This is a genomic window from Marivita sp. NO-S04, assembly GCF_059070475.1.
The window spans coordinates 2,129,359-2,143,050 of record NZ_CM180980.1; the positions used below are offsets into that span (position 1 = coordinate 2,129,359).

The following is a 13,692-nucleotide window of genomic DNA, read 5'->3' on the forward strand; positions in this document are numbered from 1 at the left end:
ACCTGCCCATGTGGCGGGTGAGCGAAACAACAGACCGTGACCCATGGCACAAGAGACCACCCCACCACTCGTTGCCAAAGAGGCGACGCAGACCACCAACGATCTCGGTGGCGCGCTAACCCTGCTTGGCACATTCGGATCGGAAACCGATCTGCAAGCGCTGCTGAAACTGCGTGGCGGCACAACCGCCACCGTGTCACGCGGTGACTCGGTGAACGGCCAGACGGTTGTCGCCATCGAAGATGGCCGCGTGGCACTCGCCCGCAACGGGACCGCACACTGGCTTGAAATGCCTGCACCGACCTCCTGATCTTCTTCGTTTCGTGAATACCTCCGGGGAATCTCGCCTGCGCGACGGTGGCAGCGCTCCCAAATTCCTTCTCACAAAGAAAAACCCCCGCCGATTACTCGACGGGGGTTATTTTTTACCGGTTGGTAAAATCTCAGGCTTTGCGACCCGAAAGCCCTTTCCACGCGCCGGTTACAACCAGCGCAGCAATCACTGCCTTGATCGCGTCACCCAGCAGGAACGGTGCCATCCAGCTCGTCCAAAGCTCGGGCATCGTCTTGCCCAGCATCGCTGCAGGCCACGCAAGTCCCGGAAGGTAGATCAGTGCCGAAAGAGCAATGCCTACAAGCGCCGTCGAGACCACGCCGCGCGCGATGCCCTTTTCAACTGCCAGACCCGCCAGCCACGCCATCGCGACAAAACCGTAAAGGAAGCCCGCGGTTGGACCGACCAACGACGCCACCGAGCCGCCATTGGCAAACACCGGCAAGCCCATCGCGCCATAGCCAAGATAGGCAATCATTGTCACCAGTGCGAGGCGCGAGCCGAAGGTCAGGCCAACGATCAGGATTGCCAGCGTCTGCAAAGTGATCGGCACCGGCCAGCCGATGCTCACCTGCGCGGCAACCGCGATGAACGCAGCGCCGCCGAGCGCGAGCAGCGCCTGGCGGAAAAGAGTTGTCTTGCCCAAGGCAGCTTGCGTCAATGTCATGGCGAGTGTCCCTCATTTGTCTGTTTCTTGCCCTGTTAATTCTGCAAATGCAGCATCAAGTCAAGCACTGCCCTCTTGCGGGCGGGGCGGCAAAAAGGCATGTGACGGGACATGACGGACACATCACGCCCCCTTGCGCTGGTCACCGGCGCCTCACGCGGTCTTGGCTTTGCATTGGCAGAGGCGCTGGCCGACACCCATCACATCATCGCCGTCGCGCGCACCGTGGGCGGGCTCGAAGAGCTGGATGACCGCATCCAATCGAAAGGCGGCAGTGCAACACTGGCACCAATGGACATCACCAAGGCGGACGCGATGGCGCAGCTCTGCCGATCGGTACATGACCGCTGGGGTCAGATCGCACTGTGGGTGCATACGGCAATTCATGCTGGCCCGCTGTCCCCGGTCGATCATCTCGACCAGAAAGATTGGAAAAAATCGGTGTCGATCAATCTAGATGCGATGTCCCATCTGGTTCCTTATATCGCGCCACTGCTCAAACGCGACGGCAGTGCGGTGTTCTTCGACGACACCCATGGCGGAGAAAAATTCTTTGGCCATTACGGCACCACCAAAGCCGCGCAGATCAGTCTTGCCAAGTCGTGGCAGGCAGAAACCGCGTCGATCGGACCAAAGGTAAAGATTCTGACGCCGCAGCCGATGGTCACCCATCTGCGGGCACGTTTCTTTCCCGGCGAAGACCGCAGCGCGCTGGCTTTGCCGAAGGATGAAGCTGCGCGATTGTTGCCGGAAATTCTCGCCCGGTGATCCGGGAGCCGGATGCGTCACCACATCCGCGATTTTGCGTCAACGCGAAACCCGTGCCCCGACCAAAACGGCGGATGCTTGCCGCAGGGCAGGGCTTGGCCTATTCAGAACAAAAGCAAGGCAGAGCAGATGCGCATACTTATTACCAACGACGACGGGATCAATGCACCGGGGCTGAAAGTACTCGGCGAAATCGCCCATGAACTGGCTGGCCCCTCGGGCGAGGTCTGGACAGTCGCCCCAGCCTTTGAACAATCTGGCGTTGGGCATTGCATCAGCTACACCCACCCGATGATGGTCAGCGAAATGGGCGACCGCCGCTTTGCCGCCGAAGGCAGCCCGGCGGATTGCGTCTTGGCTGGCCTGCACGACGTGATGGTCGATTGCCCTCCCGATCTTGTGCTGTCCGGCGTCAACCGGGGCAACAACTCGGCCGAGAACGCGCTCTACTCCGGCACTCTGGGTGGCGCGATGGAAGCGGCGTTGCAGGGTATCCCGGCGATTGCGCTGTCGCAATATTACGGCCCAGACAACGCGCAGACCGATGACCCGTTCGAGGCCGCCCGCATCCATGGCGCCGAGGTGGTCCGGCGGATTCTTGCCCACGACCCTGAAGACCAGACCGGCTACCGCCTGTTCTACAACGTGAACTTCCCGCCCGTGCCTGCAGCGGACGTGAAAGGCACGCGGATCACGCCGCAAGGCATTCGCGCGGGTACGCGTTTTTCAGTGGAGCCGCACAATTCGCCGTCGGGCCGTCGCTTTCTCTGGATTAAGGGCGGAGACCAACGTGCCCCTACAGCGCCGGGCAGCGATGCGTCCGAAAACCTTGCGGGCTTTATCAGCGTTACTCCAATGCGTGCTGACCTCACCGCGTCCGATCAGCTGGGCGCGATGCAGGACGCCTTTCTTTGATGGAAGACGCGGAACTCAAGATGCAGTTCCTTTATGCGCTCCGGTCGCGCGGTGTGACCAACGCCGCTGTGTTGACGGCGATGGAGCAGGTCGACCGCGCGCCCTTCATTCGTGGCTATTTCGCTGAACGTGCTTACGAAGACATGCCCTTGCCCATTGCCTGCGGCCAGACCATCAGCCAGCCGTCAGTGGTGGGATTGATGACACAAGCGCTCGAGATCAGCCCGCGCGATACGGTGCTCGAAGTCGGCACAGGATCAGGCTACCAAGCTGCGATCCTGAGCCAGTTGGCGCGCCGGGTCTATACCGTGGACCGCCATCCCCGGCTTGTCCGCGACGCGCGCGAGGTGTTCGACAAGTTGGGCCTGACAAACGTCACTGCTTTTACAGCGGATGGCAGTTTCGGCCTGCCCGACCAAGCGCCATTTGATCGTATCCTTGTGACCGCCGCCGCTGAAGACCCGCCAGGGCCGCTTTTGGCGCAATTGAAAGTCGGCGGCATCATGGTGCTGCCTGTGGGGCAATCGGATGCCGTGCAGCATCTGATCCGGGTCAGGCGCACGCCGGAAGGGCTGGATTACGATGAATTGAGGCCTGTTCGCTTTGTGCCCTTGGTCGAAGGGGTAGCCCGCGACGGGTAATCAAGGCATAGTGGCGCATGACGACCGGGGCACAACCGGCGCATTTGAGGATATCGATATGGCTGTACGCAAAGTTTCCCTTCGTTCCGGTTTTCGAGTTGGCACCAGTCTCTCGGTCTTGGCGCTCTTGGCGGCCTGCTCCGAACCGCTTGATCTTGATATGCGCGGATTGATGAACAGCGGTTTCAACACTGCCGATGCCGCCCGTGCCGCAACGGCGCCTCGGCCCGCGCCCGACGATCGCGGCGTGATCTCCTATCCCAATTATCAGGTCGCGGTGGCACAGCGCGGCGACACGCTCGCACGGCTTGCCGCTCGGGTTGGTCTGCCCGCCGATGAACTGGCACGCTACAATGGCATCCAAACCGGCGATCCGCTGCGCGCCGGGGAAATCATCGCTCTGCCCCGCCGTGTCGCAGAACCCTCGCCCGAGACCGGCGCCATCAGCACCGGACCGATCCGCCCCAGGTCGGAAATCGACATCACGACACTGGCCAGCGATGCCATCGACCGCTCTGAACCCACACCGGCGGCGACACGTCCCGCACCACAGACTGGCACCGAGCCGATCCGTCACCAGGTCAAGCGTGGGGAAACGGCGTTCACAATTGCCCGTCTTTATAATGTTTCGGTGCGGTCGATCGCGGAATGGAACGGGCTCGACAGCAGTTTTTCCTTGCGCGAAGGCCAATACTTGCTGATCCCCGTGGTCACCGCAGCCGCCCAAATAGACGACGATACTCCGCCACCACCAGGCACCGGGTCCCGCACCCCAGAGCCTCCGTCAGCGTCACAACCTTTGCCTGACGCCCCCACCGCCGCGGCTGCCGCTGCAACAGCCACGGCCGCCGCAGCCGCGCCCGCCGCAAATGTCGGCGCACAAACCGCCGCCAGCGCGTCGACTGCTGCCATGGCCTTTCCGGTACAAGGCAGCATCATCCGCGAATATTCCAAGGGCCGGAACGATGGCATCGACATCGGCGCGGCCGTGGGCACGACGGTCAAAGCTGCCGCCAGCGGTCAGGTCGCGGCGATCACGCGCAACACCGACGGGATCAACATACTCGTGATCCGCCATCCGGACAACCTACTGACTGTGTACACGCATGTGGACGGGATTACTGTCGCCAAAGGCGACGCGGTCAGTCGCGGACAAGCGATCGCAAAGGTTGCCGATTTCGAACCGTCTCGGGTTCACTTCGAGGTGCGTAAGGGGTTCGACAGCGTCGATCCAATGGACTATTTGCGCTGACGGGGCAGAATTTTCGTACGAAAATTCATGTTGTTTAGATTATTCGTACGAATAATCTGAGCCCGACTACAGAGCTTTGCCCAAACGAGGCAAACGCGCTTTTTTCATCAGCTTGCGCAGATCCCACTGAGCATCTGACAAGCGGTTGGCCTCGGCATGCACCTTGGACACGGCCTGTGCAACGGCGTCGGGGGCGCTGGCATGCAGACCGACAAGGAAGGCGTCAGGATCAGCGCGTGACAGGCCTTCCTCGGCCAAAATATTGCGTGGGAAATCCTTGGCATTGACGGTTATGATCACATCCGCATGGCCCGCGATCGCGGCCGCCAGAACATGCACATCATTGGCATCGGGCAACCAAAGCCTATCCAGAAGACCTGCGGCCGGAGAAACCGCGGCGCGAGGCCAGCGCGCAGACACCATTGCAATCTCGGCATCCGCCTGCACCTGCCCGGCCGGACCCAGCTTGGCTGCGGCACGCGACCATTCCCCCAAAATCCGCTCGGACCAAAGTGGCTCGTACAGCCCTTGCGCTGCCACCCCTAGCAACACCTCGCGCATCACCGTGGGATACAGCACGCACGTGTCGAGGCAGACTTTCACAGCCGAAAGAACAACGCTTTGAGATATCCTGATTCCGCCAGTTGCGGCAGCAGCGGATGATCTGGTCCGGCTTGGCCCGTGTGGATCAGTTGCGCGCGACGGCCTGCCCGTCCAATGCCGCGCAGACATGCGCCAGTAAATGCTGTCAGATCAACGGCATGCGAACACGAACACAGGACCAGATAGCCGTCTTCGGCCACCAAAGGCGCAGACAATCGCGCCACCCGCTCGTAGGCACGCAAACCCGCCTCGCGCGCCTTATTCGACGGGGCAAACGCGGGAGGATCGCAGACGACCAGATCGAACTCTGCCTGTTCTTCTCCAAGCGTGGTCAAGACGGCAAATGCATCACCTTTGGTGATCGAGAAGCGCTCCGCGGCACCCATATGTTCAGCGCCTTGGGCGGCAAGTGCCAACGCCGGCTCAGAGCCGTCCACACACTGCGCCGACACTGCTCCACCGGCCAGAGCGGCAAGGCCGAACCCACCGACATGGGAGAACACGTCGAGGACACGCGCGTTTTGCGCCAATCCGGCAGCAAATGCTTGGTTGGGGCGTTGGTCGAAGAAGATTCCTGTCTTCTGCCCCCCCATCAAATCGGCCATGTAGGTGGCGCCATGCATGTGAACCGAAACCGGTGCATTGGGCGCATCGCCCATGAGGACCGCATCCACATCGTCCAGACCTTCAAGCGACCGTCCCCGACCGCCAGCATTCTTGAGGATCGTGGTCACACCCGTCACTTCGGCCAATGCCGCCGCCAGTTCGGGCAGCAGCACGTCGGCCCAAGCGGAATTGGGCTGCACCACGGCGGTGTCACCGAAGCGATCGATGATCACCCCGGGCAGGCCATCTGCTTCGGCGTGGATCAGACGGTAGAACGGCGCGTCGAACAGCCGTTCTCGCAACGACAGAGCTTTGTGAAGCCGCTTCGCGAACCAGTCCTGATCCGGGGCTGTGGCCTCTGGGCCATCAAGCACACGTCCGATAATCTTGGAATTCGGGTTCACCGCCACAAGGGCCAGCGGACTGCGTTCAGCATCTTCTAGAACGGCAATGGTACCGGGCGTCATCGCGCGGGTGCGGCGGTCGGTGACGACCTCGTTGGCATAGACCCAAGGATAGCCGCGCCGAATGGCTTGCGGTTTGGTTTTGGGCAACAGTCGGATCACAGGCAATGGGGATGTTGTCATACCGCCCCCTTTACGCCCCTCGCCTCACATGGGGAAGCCGTCTTTTTCGGCTCAGAGATCGTTGATCGCCTGCAAGAGGCCGAGCTTGGCGGTCACATGCCCTTCCGGCGTGGTCAGTTCTTCGACAATGACCCGCGACAGGTGAGCGATGATGCGCGCTTTCTGAGTCTCCCCGCGACCTTCAGCCTCGAGCGCGGCCTGCCCGCCCAAACCGTTCAGGTCAGCATTGACAAGCTTCGATGGTCCAAGCGCGATCCCGGTTTCGGCATCGACAAGGCGATATCGGAAATCGATGTCATGCACGCCACCTACCGTGTAGCGGGCTTTTTCGGACAGCGAATGGAAGCGGGTGACCTGGATGTCCAGCCGAACCGGGCGTGGGCCATCAACACGTTGCGCCGCATCGCGCAGTCCGGATTCGAACATTGCCTGCACCTGGGCATAGCGATCGCCGCGCGGTTCTCCGCGCCATACGATATCCCCGATCGGATAATAGAGATTGCGATCATTCACCTTGAGCGATCGTGGCACGTTCACCGTAAAGCTTTCGATCCGGACATCTGGTGGCAGCGCCGCCCCCAACATGGTGTCATCGGGCATCGCAGATCGTGTCGCCATTGGGGCGGCACCGCAGGCCGAAAGCGCCGCCAAGAGAATCACTGCCATCAGGGGTTTGAAAAATTTGCGCATGTCCGTGCCTCTTTTCCGGGGCTTGATCGTTTCTTTGCGGGCATACTGACGCGACATATGGACCTCATCACGGCAAAATCGGTACAATTTAAGGCAAATAGCAGCAGCGCGTGAGACTTGCAGCGTAGGCGATAGACCTTTACTGTTAGCGCTAACTTCACTACATGACCAACGAACCCAAGGCGGATTTTGCGCGGAGGCATCATGGCACACTCTCTGAATGACACGATCAAACGGGTGACGGAGCGCGTTCAGGAACGCTCTGAAACCACTCGCGATCGCTATATGGAGCGGATGCGGCAGGCCGCAGCCGAAGGGCCTCGGCGCGCTCATCTGAGCTGTGGCAACCAGGCCCACGCCTATGCGGCAATGGGACAGGACCAAGACACGCTCGCCACCGAGCGCAGCCCGAACATCGGTATCGTCACAGCCTATAACGACATGCTGTCAGCCCACCAACCCTTTGAAAGATATCCCGATATCATCCGCGACGCCGCCCGCGCCGCGGGTGGGACGGCGCAAGTCGCAGGCGGTGTACCCGCCATGTGTGACGGCGTCACTCAGGGACAGGTCGGAATGGAACTGTCGCTTTTCTCGCGCGATGTGATCGCTTTGGCCGCTGGTGTGGCGCTCAGCCATAACACGTTTGATTCTGCGCTTTACCTTGGTGTGTGTGACAAGATCGTGCCAGGACTTGTGATCGCCGCGGGAACCTTCGGCTATCTTCCGGGCATCTTTATCCCGGCCGGTCCCATGCCCTCGGGCCTGCCGAATGATGAAAAGGCCAAAGTGCGCCAGAAATTTGCAGCCGGTGAAGTGGGCCGCGACGAGTTGATGAAGGCAGAAATGGCCTCGTATCATAGTCCCGGCACCTGCACTTTCTACGGCACGGCCAATTCAAACCAGATGCTGATGGAGTTCATGGGGCTGCATTTACCCGGCAGCAGCTTTGTCAATCCGGGCACACCGCTGCGTGAAGCGCTGACGGTGGCTGGCACCGAACGCGCACTCGAGATCACGCAGCTGGGCAATGACTACCGCCCGGTCTGCGATGTGCTGGACGAAAAGGCCTTTGTGAATGGTATCGTGGGATTGATGGCGACGGGCGGCTCCACAAACCTTGTGCTGCACCTGCCCGCTATGGCACGCGCTGCGGGGGTTGAACTGCGGCTTGAGGACTTTGAGGATATCTCGTCTGTCACACCGCTGATGGCAAAGGTATATCCGAATGGATTGGCCGATGTGAACCACTTCCACGCGGCGGGCGGTCTGGGCTTCATGATCGGTGAACTGCTTAAGACAGGCCTGCTGCACGAAGATGTCAAAACCGTTGCCGGTGATGGCCTGCATCTTTATTCGCAAGAACCGAAAATTGCGGATGGGCGCGTGGTTTACGGCCCCGGCGCGGGCGAAACCCAGAACGACAGGATCCTGCGCCCGGCCAGCGATCCGTTCCAGCCGACCGGCGGTCTTAAGCAACTGGCGGGCAATCTTGGCAAAGGCATGATGAAAACCTCTGCCGTTGCACCGGAACGCCATGTGATCGAAGCGAAAGCCCGCGTATTCCACGATCAGGAAGACGTGAAAACCGCGTTCAAGAATGGCGAATTCACCGAGGACACCATTGTGGTTGTCCGCTTTCAGGGCCCAAGCTCGAATGGGATGCCGGAGTTGCACAGCCTGACCCCCACGCTATCCGTGCTTCAGGATCGCGGTCTAAAGGTGGCTCTGGTCACCGATGGGCGCATGTCCGGTGCCTCGGGTAAAGTGCCGTCGGCCATTCATGTGTCGCCGGAGGCGGCCAAGGGTGGCCCGCTGGCACGGGTGCGCGATGGCGACCTGTTGCGCGTCGATGCGGTCAACGGCAAGATTGACTGTCTGGCGGCCGACTTTGATCAGCGTGAACCAGTGACGGCGGACCTGAGCGGCAATGGTCATGGCGTCGGGCGCGAGCTATTTGCGGCGTTCCGCGCCAATGTGGGATTGGCCGAATACGGCGCGGGTGTCGTGGTTTAACGCATCACATTAAAATCCGGCCACAAGCTACGGGAATAAGATATGATTACGCCTCTTCAAGCCAGCGTCGAAAGCGAAAAGCTCTGCCGCCTTGCGCCGATCATACCGGTGCTGGTGGTGGACGATGCCAGCGTTGCACGCGCCTTGGCCGAAGCCCTTGTTGCGGGTGGATTGCCGGTGCTGGAAGTAACATTGCGCACGGACGCCGCTTTGGACGTGATCCGCGAGATGGCACAGGTCGAGGGTGGCGTTGTGGGTGCGGGCACCCTGCTCACCCCCGAGGACGTTCAGAACGCTGTAGAGGCAGGTGCGCGGTTCGGCGTCTCGCCAGGCGCTACGGACCGCCTACTGGACGCGTGCGAGGCGGCGGATCTGCCGCTTCTGCCAGGGGCTGCCACCGCGTCTGAGGCGATGGCGTTGCTCGAGCGCGGTTATACCGTTCAGAAATTCTTTCCAGCCGAAGCGAATGGCGGCGCGCCCGCGCTCAAGGCCATTGGCGCACCAATCCCGCAGGTACGGTTCTGTCCAACAGGGGGCGTTTCGCTCAAGAACGCGCCAGATTATTTGGGCCTGTCGAACGTGCTCTGCGCCGGGGGAAGCTGGGTGGCTCCGAAAGAGCTTGTCACCAAGGGCGACTGGAAGGCCATCGAAGAGCTGGCGCGCGAGGCTGCGCAGCTTTCGAGGTAAGCTCCTGGAAGCGCCTTGTAAGCCGCTTATCAAGGCGTTTAACCAAGCCTTGCCGCCCGCAGGCTCTATTGCGTCACGCCTGTAGCTCGGCGTCCCAGTACAGAAAGTCCATCCAGCTGTCATGCAAGTGGTTGGGCGGAAACTTACGCCCCATGTTCAACAACTCCTGAGCCCCCGGCTGTCGGGGCGGCTTGCGCAGCGCCAAACCCGCCTGACGAAGGCTTTTGGAGCCTTTGCGCAGGTTACACGGCGCACATGCCGCGACCACATTTTCCCAAGACGTAATACCTCCAGAGGCACGCGGCACGACGTGGTCAAAGGTCAGTTCACCCTTTGCTCCGCAATACTGGCACCGGAATTCATCCCGTAGAAAAAGATTAAAGCGCGTGAAGGCCACGCGCTTTTGCGGTTTGACATAATCTTTAAGCACCACAACGCTCGGTATTCGAAGCGTCATCGACGGGCTGCGGACCACCTCATCGTATTCTGCGACAATGTCGACCCTGTCGAGAAACGCCGCTTTCACCGCGTCCTGCCACGGCCAAAGTGACAGCGGATAATAGGACAAAGGCCTGTAATCCGCATTCAGCACAAGTGCCGGATGGTGTCGCAGCGCACCCGGTTCGCGTACAAAAGCCGTTCTGAAATTACCATCCATCGCGGGACTCGTCTCCTGCCCTGTCTGCCTGTTCCAGCCTCAGGACGGGAGCCCCGCCCCGATCTATAATCAATACTATATATCGCGGACGCCAACGGACAACCCCCGCAATATGCGGTATGGTCGCAGGGCTAACGCAATAAAATCACAGCTGCGTGACACCCACGTCAGTCAGGGATGGAAAAGACCTGTCCGGGGTAGATCAGATCAGGGTCGCGGATGCGGTCGCGGTTGGCCTCAAAGAGTTTGACATAGGCCGGGCCTTCACCGTAGCGGTCCCGCGCAATCGCCCAGAGCGTGTTGCCCGGCTGAACCGTCACGACCTTGATGACTGAAGGCCCACCAGCGCGGTCTGCCGCTTGCGCCAAAACGACCGGATCTTCGCGGCGGAACGGGCTTTCAACCCGTGATGTCACCTCACCCGTTGCATCCACAGCATCGACCCGCAATGTATAGGTGCCTGTGTCCACGTCAGGCAGTTCGGCGCGCCATTGGCCGTCGGATCCGATGTCAGTCGTCAGCACCGGCTGGTTGTCGAGGTAGACCCGTACGAATTCCTCTGCCGATCCACGCCCGGTGAGCGCCACTGCGCCAGCGTCTTCATAGGTGATTGCGTCAAGCGCAATCTGGTCGAGCCCTTCAGGTGCGCGACCACCGGTCTGAAGGATATTCACACCGGCTTCGGTCGACAGGATCACAGCTGGCGCGCTTGCCACCGGGAGCGTTTCTTCGCTGGTGGTAGGTGCCTCTGTTGGGGGTTCGACTGGGTCGTTGGTGGCTGTTGCAACCTGCTCTGACGCTGGCGCGTCCTCTACGGGGGGCGCCGGCACGTTGGCTACAGCGATTTCGGCCCCTTCTGCCATCTCGGTGACTTCGGTGCTCTCTGCGGTCTCGACCGGAGCCGTGGCGTCCTGCTGCGTGGGGTTGGGGGGTGCCTGTGTCTCGGAGACCTGTGCGCTTTCGTCGTCCGGCTGTTCCGACACCGCGGCGACTTCGACTTGCGCGCTTTCGGCCACTGGCTCTGGTTGTGCTTCCGGGGCTTCAGCGGTGCGCACTACGGGGGCCAAGATCACCTGATCCACGCTTTCTGCCTGACCCAGTTCGCCATCCGACAGCAAACTGACAACGCGTGGTGCGTCGTTGAGCGGGAGATCGAGGAATGCCACAAACTTGCCCGACCCATCCACCTCAGCCCGGCCGGCTTCAACTCCGTCGATCAGAACGGTTACATCGCGTGCGCCTGGTGCACGTCCTGCGACCAGCGTTTGCCCATCCGGGGCGACACGGACGATGTCAAAGGCTGGCGCCTCGGGCGTGGGCGTGGCTTGCGGCTCTGCTGCTGCGATTGTGACGTCTTCCGCCTCGTCCAAGACCGGTGAAGTGTCGTCTGCCGCACTCTCGGCGACATCGGTTGGCGCGTCGGGTTCGGGTGCTAACGCAGCGACATCATCGGTGTCGGATGTGTCTTGTTCAGACGCATCTTGTTGCGGTGCCACGACAGCTTGTGCAGGCGCCGGGGTGGTTTCGGGCGGAGGCGCGACTTGCGCGCTTGGGCCATCAGGTGTGGTTGAGGGAAACAACGAGCCACTGGCATAAATCGCCAATGCCACCGCACCCGCGGCGGCCACGCCACCAAGCACAAGCCCGGACCTGCCGTTTGCCAAAGCGAATTTGCTCATCTTACCCCAAGTGTCCGTGACAGAATGGCAATATGCCGATCCCGCAGTTGAGCGTGTCTATCAACACAGGTATCACGAGGCAACTTTCCGCCTAGTGTCAAGGACGCCGCTCATGATCTCGAAATCCATCTGTGTCTATTGCGGCTCACGTCCCGGCCAGAACCCGGCCTATGCCGATGCGGCAGATGCGCTTGGTCGCGCGATTGCGGGGGAACATTGGCGGCTGGTCTATGGCGCAGGGGATGTCGGGCTGATGGGCACCGTGGCACGTGCGGCGCAGGATGCAGGCGGCGACACATTCGGGGTGATCCCGACGCACCTGATGGATCTGGAGGTGGGCAAAACCGATCTCACCCGCTTTATCATCACTGAAACCATGCATGAGCGCAAAAAGGTGATGGTGATGAACGCGGACGCCATCGTCGTGCTACCGGGTGGCGCCGGATCGCTTGATGAGTTTTTCGAAGTGCTCACATGGCGGCAATTGGGCCTGCATGGCAAGCCTATCATATTGCTCAGTGTTGATGATTACTGGGCACCGCTTACCGCACTGCTGGATCATGTGGTCGATCAGGGTTTTGCCGATGCGTCGCTACTGGGGTTCGTAGAGACCACCACTTCGGCTTCGGACACCATCACCGCCCTGCGCCGCGCCCTGTCCTGAGTGAAGGCGCTGCTGGAATAGATCGCGAGCGCCGACCAGATCAGGGCAAAGGCGATCAGGTGGACCACGCCGAACGGTTCCCCGAAAATCAGCACGGCCACGAGGAACTGAAGCGTGGGATTGATGTATTGCACGATCCCGACCGTCGACATGGTCAGCCGTCGTGCACCAAAAGAAAACAGGATCAGCGGCATGGCGGTGATCGGACCGGATGCCATGAGCAGAAGCGATTGCGTCAGTTCTTGCCCAAATGCGCCGCCCTGCCCCATATGCAGGTAGATCAGCCATCCCAGTCCAAGCGGGCACAGGATCAGCACTTCGGCAGAGACCGAAATGACCGGCCCAAGATCAAGACGTTTCTTGAGTAACCCGTACAAGCCAAAGGTGCTTGCCAAAACAAGTGAGATCCACGGCAGGATGTGAAGACCGATTGTCAACGACATCACACCCGTTGCAGCCAGCGTGATGGCCACCCATTGGGTACGGCTCAGACGTTCGCCCAGCACCAAGCGGCCGATCAGAACGGCAACGAGCGGGAAGATATAGTAGCCCATGGAGGCTTCGGTCGCGCGTCCGGCGTGAATTGACCAGATGAATAGAAACCAGTTCACCGAGATCAGGAGCGCGGCAGCCACGATGACCTTGAGCGACGCAGGGTTCTGCACGGCACTCCAGAGAACATGAAGGCGGCCTTGCACGCCGATGACGATCCCGAAGAACACCAGCGACCAAACGGTGCGATGCGCCAGCACTTCGTGCGAGGGAACGTCGCTCAACGCCTTGTAGAACAAGCCGGACAGCCCCCAGATACAGCAGGCGGCGATCAGCGCGACAACGCCTTTCTGAGTGTCTGTCATGATGGGCCTCCACCGTCAGCGGTATCCGGCGGTAACGGGATGCGCAAGGGTCTGATGTGCCGGTCAAG

General features: G+C 60.8%; 15 protein-coding genes. 8 read left to right on the forward strand and 7 right to left on the reverse strand.

Going from position 1 to position 13,692, the window contains the following annotated elements; translation table 11 throughout:
- The first annotated feature begins 43 nt into the window (after nucleotides 1-43).
- The gene (locus ACK3EW_RS11040) at nucleotides 44-310 is read left to right on the forward strand and encodes an amidophosphoribosyltransferase (protein WP_493809601.1); all 267 of its coding nucleotides are present in this window, start codon (nucleotides 44-46) and stop codon (nucleotides 308-310) included.
- Nucleotides 311-443: 133 nt separating this feature from the next.
- Here the strand turns inward: ACK3EW_RS11040 and ACK3EW_RS11045 are convergent, their stop codons facing one another.
- Complete coding sequence (locus tag ACK3EW_RS11045; protein ID WP_493809602.1) at nucleotides 444-1,001, reverse strand: biotin transporter BioY; 558 nt, start codon at nucleotides 999-1,001, stop codon at nucleotides 444-446.
- A 111-nt stretch (nucleotides 1,002-1,112) separates the two neighbouring features.
- Here ACK3EW_RS11045 and ACK3EW_RS11050 point away from each other — a divergent pair, with 111 nt between their 5' ends.
- The 4 genes from ACK3EW_RS11050 (at nucleotide 1,113) to ACK3EW_RS11065 (ending at nucleotide 4,577) form a co-directional block, all read left to right on the forward strand.
- Nucleotides 1,113-1,769, forward strand: coding sequence for an SDR family oxidoreductase (locus ACK3EW_RS11050; RefSeq protein WP_493809603.1), 657 nt, complete (start codon nucleotides 1,113-1,115; stop codon nucleotides 1,767-1,769).
- 129 nt (nucleotides 1,770-1,898) lie between these two features.
- Complete coding sequence (gene surE, locus ACK3EW_RS11055) at nucleotides 1,899-2,684, forward strand: 5'/3'-nucleotidase SurE (protein ID WP_493809604.1); 786 nt, start codon at nucleotides 1,899-1,901, stop codon at nucleotides 2,682-2,684.
- Entirely contained in the window at nucleotides 2,684-3,325 is a 642-nt protein-coding gene (locus ACK3EW_RS11060) for a protein-L-isoaspartate(D-aspartate) O-methyltransferase (protein WP_493809605.1), read from the forward strand. The genes surE and ACK3EW_RS11060 overlap by 1 nt, the downstream gene beginning before the upstream one ends.
- A gap of 58 nt (nucleotides 3,326-3,383) precedes the next feature.
- On the forward strand, nucleotides 3,384-4,577 hold the full coding sequence (locus ACK3EW_RS11065; RefSeq protein ID WP_493809606.1) for a LysM peptidoglycan-binding domain-containing protein: 1,194 nt from the start codon (nucleotides 3,384-3,386) through the stop codon (nucleotides 4,575-4,577).
- 66 nt (nucleotides 4,578-4,643) lie between these two features.
- Here ACK3EW_RS11065 and ACK3EW_RS11070 read toward each other — a convergent pair whose 3' ends face one another.
- The 3 genes from ACK3EW_RS11070 to ACK3EW_RS11080 are packed head-to-tail and all read right to left on the reverse strand — an operon-like array spanning nucleotide 4,644 to nucleotide 7,063.
- Entirely contained in the window at nucleotides 4,644-5,180 is a 537-nt protein-coding gene (locus ACK3EW_RS11070; RefSeq protein ID WP_493809607.1) for an RSP_2648 family PIN domain-containing protein, read from the reverse strand.
- Nucleotides 5,177-6,373 (reverse strand): RSP_2647 family RNA methyltransferase, encoded by a 1,197-nt coding sequence (locus tag ACK3EW_RS11075; protein WP_493809608.1) that lies wholly within the window; start codon nucleotides 6,371-6,373, stop codon nucleotides 5,177-5,179. The genes ACK3EW_RS11070 and ACK3EW_RS11075 overlap by 4 nt, the downstream gene beginning before the upstream one ends.
- Nucleotides 6,374-6,424: 51 nt before the next feature.
- The gene (locus ACK3EW_RS11080; protein ID WP_493809609.1) at nucleotides 6,425-7,063 is read right to left on the reverse strand and encodes a DUF6778 family protein; all 639 of its coding nucleotides are present in this window, start codon (nucleotides 7,061-7,063) and stop codon (nucleotides 6,425-6,427) included.
- Between the two features lie 204 nt (nucleotides 7,064-7,267).
- On the opposite strand from ACK3EW_RS11080, the gene edd reads away from it, so the two are divergent.
- Both edd and eda read left to right on the forward strand, forming a co-directional pair.
- A complete protein-coding gene (edd, locus tag ACK3EW_RS11085; RefSeq protein ID WP_493809610.1) occupies nucleotides 7,268-9,079 on the forward strand; it encodes a phosphogluconate dehydratase in 1,812 nt (603 codons plus the stop codon).
- Between the two features lie 42 nt (nucleotides 9,080-9,121).
- A complete protein-coding gene (gene eda, locus ACK3EW_RS11090) occupies nucleotides 9,122-9,766 on the forward strand; it encodes a bifunctional 4-hydroxy-2-oxoglutarate aldolase/2-dehydro-3-deoxy-phosphogluconate aldolase (protein ID WP_493809611.1) in 645 nt (214 codons plus the stop codon).
- Nucleotides 9,767-9,839: 73 nt separating this feature from the next.
- On the opposite strand, the gene ACK3EW_RS11095 is transcribed toward eda, so the two are convergent.
- Both ACK3EW_RS11095 and ACK3EW_RS11100 read right to left on the reverse strand, forming a co-directional pair.
- A complete protein-coding gene (locus ACK3EW_RS11095) occupies nucleotides 9,840-10,424 on the reverse strand; it encodes an HNH endonuclease (protein WP_085632239.1) in 585 nt (194 codons plus the stop codon).
- A gap of 167 nt (nucleotides 10,425-10,591) precedes the next feature.
- The gene (locus ACK3EW_RS11100) at nucleotides 10,592-12,103 is read right to left on the reverse strand and encodes a LysM peptidoglycan-binding domain-containing protein (protein ID WP_493809612.1); all 1,512 of its coding nucleotides are present in this window, start codon (nucleotides 12,101-12,103) and stop codon (nucleotides 10,592-10,594) included.
- 112 nt (nucleotides 12,104-12,215) lie between these two features.
- Here ACK3EW_RS11100 and ACK3EW_RS11105 point away from each other — a divergent pair, with 112 nt between their 5' ends.
- Nucleotides 12,216-12,767 carry an LOG family protein gene (locus ACK3EW_RS11105; protein ID WP_493809613.1) on the forward strand — a complete coding sequence of 184 codons (552 nt, stop codon included), beginning with the start codon at nucleotides 12,216-12,218 and terminating at the stop codon, nucleotides 12,765-12,767.
- On the opposite strand, the gene rarD is transcribed toward ACK3EW_RS11105, so the two are convergent.
- Nucleotides 12,674-13,624 carry an EamA family transporter RarD gene (rarD, locus tag ACK3EW_RS11110; RefSeq protein WP_493809614.1) on the reverse strand — a complete coding sequence of 317 codons (951 nt, stop codon included), beginning with the start codon at nucleotides 13,622-13,624 and terminating at the stop codon, nucleotides 12,674-12,676. The two genes, ACK3EW_RS11105 and rarD, sit on opposite strands and share 94 nt — an antisense overlap.
- Nucleotides 13,625-13,692: the final 68 nt, after the last annotated feature.

Bases quoted from the DNA above. Each gene is read 5' to 3' on its own strand.
- ACK3EW_RS11040 (WP_493809601.1), top strand. From the start codon at position 44: ATGGCACAAGAGACCACCCCACCACTCGTTGCCAAAGAGGCGACGCAG.
- ACK3EW_RS11045 (WP_493809602.1), bottom strand. From the start codon at position 1,001: ATGACATTGACGCAAGCTGCCTTGGGCAAGACAACTCTTTTCCGCCAG.
- ACK3EW_RS11050 (WP_493809603.1), top strand. From the start codon at position 1,113: ATGACGGACACATCACGCCCCCTTGCGCTGGTCACCGGCGCCTCACGC.
- surE (WP_493809604.1), top strand. From the start codon at position 1,899: ATGCGCATACTTATTACCAACGACGACGGGATCAATGCACCGGGGCTG.
- ACK3EW_RS11060 (WP_493809605.1), top strand. From the start codon at position 2,684: ATGGAAGACGCGGAACTCAAGATGCAGTTCCTTTATGCGCTCCGGTCG.
- ACK3EW_RS11065 (WP_493809606.1), top strand. From the start codon at position 3,384: ATGGCTGTACGCAAAGTTTCCCTTCGTTCCGGTTTTCGAGTTGGCACC.
- ACK3EW_RS11075 (WP_493809608.1), bottom strand. From the start codon at position 6,373: ATGACAACATCCCCATTGCCTGTGATCCGACTGTTGCCCAAAACCAAA.
- ACK3EW_RS11080 (WP_493809609.1), bottom strand. From the start codon at position 7,063: ATGCGCAAATTTTTCAAACCCCTGATGGCAGTGATTCTCTTGGCGGCG.
- edd (WP_493809610.1), top strand. From the start codon at position 7,268: ATGGCACACTCTCTGAATGACACGATCAAACGGGTGACGGAGCGCGTT.
- eda (WP_493809611.1), top strand. From the start codon at position 9,122: ATGATTACGCCTCTTCAAGCCAGCGTCGAAAGCGAAAAGCTCTGCCGC.
- ACK3EW_RS11095 (WP_085632239.1), bottom strand. From the start codon at position 10,424: ATGGATGGTAATTTCAGAACGGCTTTTGTACGCGAACCGGGTGCGCTG.
- ACK3EW_RS11100 (WP_493809612.1), bottom strand. From the start codon at position 12,103: ATGAGCAAATTCGCTTTGGCAAACGGCAGGTCCGGGCTTGTGCTTGGT.
- ACK3EW_RS11105 (WP_493809613.1), top strand. From the start codon at position 12,216: ATGATCTCGAAATCCATCTGTGTCTATTGCGGCTCACGTCCCGGCCAG.
- rarD (WP_493809614.1), bottom strand. From the start codon at position 13,624: ATGACAGACACTCAGAAAGGCGTTGTCGCGCTGATCGCCGCCTGCTGT.